At 49.1% G+C, this 3,248-nt stretch carries 3 protein-coding genes; 1 reads left to right on the top strand and 2 read right to left on the bottom strand.

Annotation, left to right across the window (positions count from 1 at the left end; genetic code table 11):
- Positions 1-228 (bottom strand): PAS domain-containing protein (locus tag WBA89_RS16900; protein WP_424408341.1); only part of this gene is annotated, 228 nt, incomplete at its 3' end.
- A 134-nt stretch (positions 229-362) separates the two neighbouring features.
- Here WBA89_RS16900 and WBA89_RS16895 point away from each other — a divergent pair.
- Positions 363-578 carry a hypothetical protein gene (locus WBA89_RS16895; protein ID WP_424408340.1) on the top strand — a complete coding sequence of 72 codons (216 nt, stop codon included), beginning with the start codon at positions 363-365 and terminating at the stop codon, positions 576-578.
- Positions 579-768: 190 nt separating this feature from the next.
- Here the strand turns inward: WBA89_RS16895 and WBA89_RS16890 are convergent.
- Positions 769-3,248, bottom strand: a 2,480-nt coding sequence (locus WBA89_RS16890; protein ID WP_424408339.1) for an SbcC/MukB-like Walker B domain-containing protein, incomplete at its 5' end; no start/stop codon positions are given.

Below are 3,248 nucleotides of genomic sequence, written 5' to 3'. Positions count from 1 at the left end.
ACTGCTGCGGAGTTTGTCTAATTGGGCGCGATCGGTATCCGGGCCTTGCAAAAAACGGCAGTTGCGTCCCATAACTTCTTCGCTGCTGTAACCGGTCAGTTTTTCAAAAGCAGGATTGCAGTAGATAATAGGTGTGTCAGGCTTCGTAGCATCTGCAATCAGGATGCTGCTGCTAGACGCGGCGATCGCCCGTTCTAGAAGAGACCGGTGGAAGGAATCTGTTGTCATCGGTGGCAATACCCACACTCTCAAGGAGCAGACAGAACTATAAAAATTTTAAATAGGTTGAGGTATTCTTATTCTATAATCTTATTTTTAGTTTAGCCTAACAAACTCAGCAGCCCCAAAAAGCCGACGGGGAAATGAAGCGCGGGCGAATGGAAGGAAGAGCGGGCGAATGGAAGGAAGAGCGAATCAAAGAGCGGGCGAATGGAATTCGCGCCTATACAGACAAAACCCGCCTCCGCGGGTTGAAGAGCGGGCGAATGGAATTCGCGCCTATACAAGAATACGGTTCAGTTAAGCCCGGAGATCCCCCCTTAGCTTGCCCCCTACTCGACCCCTACTCCCCTTCTTAAGGGGGGGGACAAGAGTGCTGTCAAAGTCAACCCCTACTCCCCTTCTTAAGGGGGATGCGAGGGGGATCTCCGGGGAATAAATAGTCTTATCTTCAACCCGCGTCGGCGCGTGAGTGTTTGTGTAGACGCGGTTTCAACCGCCGTCTACATCTTTAATAAAAAATCAAAAATCGCAAATGATCTAACCATTCTAAACCGACAAGCTAATGCAAGAACCCTGAGCAGTTTTGCTTACTTCAATCCTGGCTTGAAAAACTTCTTTGAGCTGGGCCATGTGGGTAACGGTGAGGATGCAGGCGAAGTCAGGGGCGATCGCATTAATTGCAGCAATCAGCCGATCGCACCCTTCCGCATCTTGAGTCCCAAATCCCTCATCAATAATCAACATTTGCAAAGCCGTACCCGCCCGCTGAGACAACAATCTCGCCAGCGCCAGCCGAATCGCAAAATTAATCCGAAAAGCTTCACCGCCAGAGTAAGTTTCATAGGGGCGAGTACCGCGAGCATCAGCAATTAAAATGTCTAAAGTATCAATCAACTTAGTTGCTTTTTTAGAAGCAGCCGCCCGCTGAGTAATAAATTGAACGTGCAACTGATTCGCGCTCAATCTCGACAAAATCTGATTGGTTTCCGCTTCTAGTTGAGGCAAAACATTTTCAATCATTAAAGCTTGAATGCCGTTTTTGCCAAAAGCTTGACCCAACTCTTGATAAACTCGATATTGGCGCTTTGTAACTTGCATTTGCTCTTTTTGAGCTACTAGCTGAACTTGCAGGGATTCCAAATTTTGCTGCTGCTGCTGGAGTCTTCCGAGACTTCCCAAATGTTGGTCTAGCTGCTGGCGGCGGCGGCTTATTTGCTGTTCTACAGCGCTGATGCGAACAGTTGGATCGGGATGTTCTTGTAACTGCTGGTTCATCGCGGAAGTTTGAGCGCTGACAGCTTGCAAATCTCGATCGCGCACGGCGATGGAATTAGCAATTTCGTTGAGCCGCTGCTGCACTTGCGGGTACTGCACAGTTGCCGATCGCAATTTTTCGGCCCTAGCGATCCAAAATTGCGTCCGGCGCATTTCGCTGCGGACGTGTTCGTGCTGTTCCAAATTATAGCCAACTTCCAGAATGTATCTATCTAAAGATAGAATTTGTTGCTGTATTTCGGAGCTGTTTTTTTGTTGTTCTAACTGTTGTTGTACGGCGGCTAATTGAGTTTGCAAATCCGGGCGGCGGGCATTAATTTTATCCAGTTTTTGCTGAGCATCTTTGATTTGAGCTTGCTTAATTTCCGCCCACCGCAAGCGCTTTTCATCGCTGCGGGCGAGGGAGTGACTGCGATCGCTGTAATTGAGCTGTTGCAGTTGCTGTTCCACTTGCTGTAGTTCGCCCAAATCATCGGCCGCGTACTCGCCGGTACTCAGCAACCGCTCTATTTCCTCCGCATCTTGACGCATACTTTGCAGCCTGTTTTCGTCTTGGCTGAGGCTATCTAATTGTGCTTGCAAATGGCTGCGGCGTTCCCGCAATTCTTGATAGGGCGCTAATTCCTCTTCTAGTTCGCGGTATTCGTGTCTGAGGACTTGAATTTCGCGCTCGGAGACGGCCAACTGTTCGCGCACAACCCACAGTTGGTTCCAAATTTCTTGCTGTTGGGAGTGGTGTTTTGCGACTACCAAATTCCAGTAGTGTTCGTCTAAAGGTCGATCGCACAAAGGACAATTGCCAAAATTTGCATCCCGCACCATCAAACGCGAATTCGATTGCTCGTTTTCGGCAAAATTCGAGGCTTTACCTTCGCCGGCGCTGGTTTCTCCTTCATTTTTCCGCAGCAGTTGCAGTTTTTGGTCGATTTCGGCGAGTCTGGTTTGATAGTCGCGGCTTTTGGCTTGCAGGTTTTCCAGAAAACTGTGCCTTTCCTGGCCTTTTTCGCGGACTCGTTCTTGATAAACTCGCTTGTTTTCCAACTGCAAAATCTGATTGGCGGTGGCGGAGATTTCCTGCTGCAATTGCGGCTGTCGCTGCTGCTGCTGAACTTGCACCTGTCGGTTGATTTCCTCTAAACGGGCTGTTAAACCGGCGCGGGCGCGATCGAGATTTTGTTGCTTTTGCTGCTGCTGTTGTAGCAGCGGCAAAACTTGCAGCTGCAGTTGGTCGAGTTCGCTGAGGCGCGATCGAACTGCTTGCAACTGCGCGAGTCCTTTGTCAACCTCCGGCTGCTGTTTGAGAACACCTAGAACCTCTTTTTCATCCTGTTCTAAAACATCTAACTGAGCTTGTAACTGCTGAATTTTGTTTTGCAAAAAGCTCAGTTCGTCGCGCTGCTGTTCTTGTAATTGCTGGCGCTGATTTTGGGCTTGTTGGTTAACCTTAAATTTCCCAGCTTGAGCTTCTTCGGTGGCCTGTAAATCATGGAAATACGCGATTCCCGCTGTTATTTCATTTTCCTGTCCGAGTAGGGCTTGCAGCTCATTTCCCTGCTGTTTTGCCGCAGCGAGTTCTTGCTGCAGGCGGCGGCATTCTTGAGAAATATTGTAGTGCTGTTGCTGGTGGCCGGCGAGGAGTTTTTGCCAAGTTTGGCGGTTGTGGTGCTGGAGTTGCAGTTGCTGCAATTCTGCAGTGTCGGCTTGCTGCTGCTGCTGAAGCAAATCGGTTGCTTGCTGCAATTGAATTTGTT

This window comes from Microcoleus sp. (assembly GCF_049646505.1).
Classification (GTDB): Bacteria; Cyanobacteriota; Cyanobacteriia; order Cyanobacteriales; family Microcoleaceae; genus Microcoleus.
Note: the sequence above shows the minus strand (reverse complement) of the source record. Positions and strands in the feature narration are given on the sequence as shown.